Source organism: Legionella tunisiensis, assembly GCF_000308315.1.
Taxonomy (GTDB): Bacteria; Pseudomonadota; Gammaproteobacteria; order Legionellales; family Legionellaceae; genus Tatlockia; species Tatlockia tunisiensis.
In genome coordinates, this window is the sequence record NZ_CALJ01000083.1 from 1,339 (window position 1) to 2,020 (window position 682).

A 682-nucleotide genomic window follows, 5' to 3' on the forward strand; every position below is an offset into this window, starting at 1 on the left:
TAAAAATGAGCAGAGCAAGCTTTGGATTGCTGCCTATTTGATGTTGGCCAAACTCCTTCCTATCTGGTTGTTGCGTTTGTTTTTATCAAAAAAGCGGATGTTAACAGTACGGCAGTGATTTTATTTAGTAGTGGCAGTGAAGGTCAGCCGAAAGGTATTGAGCTTACCCATCGTAATCTTTTAAGCAATATTAACCAGGTTGCAAGTGTTTTTGGCATTGAAGAAAAAGATATTATTCTGAATTCATTACCGTTATTTCATGCATTTGGTTTGACAGTAACAACCTTGATGCCTTTATTAAAGGGGATACCGATGGTTTGTTACCCTGATCCTACGAATTCCTTAGCCATTGCCAAACTCATTTTTCGCCACAAAGTCACTTTCTTATGTGGTACCTCTACTTTCTTAGGTTTTTATGCACGTAATAATGCTATCCATCCCATGATGCTATCGAGTTTGCGAATGGTGGTTGCTGGGGCTGAGAAATTATCGCCTGCCATTTATCAGGAATTTAAACGCAAATTCAATTTGGATATTTATGAAGGTTATGGGGCAACCGAAGTGGCTCCAGTCGCTAGCTGTAACTTGCCTGATGTTTTATCGGCAAGTGATTGGCATGTGCATATAGCCAATAAACCAGGGACAGTAGGTTTGCCTTTACCAGGTTGTGCCTTCAGAGTAG

Annotated in this window: 1 protein-coding gene (cut by a window edge); it reads left to right on the forward strand. The window is 40.3% G+C overall.

Features of this window, described 5'->3' with window-relative positions; all coding sequences use genetic code 11:
* Window positions 1-21: 21 nt before the first annotated feature.
* A protein-coding gene (locus BN58_RS28180; protein WP_019216109.1) for an AMP-binding protein crosses the window boundary here: on the forward strand, window positions 22-682 show its 5' portion. The gene runs 20 nt beyond the window's last position; 661 of the gene's 681 nt are visible here — the first part of the coding sequence; the start codon lies at window positions 22-24; its stop codon lies off the right edge, out of view.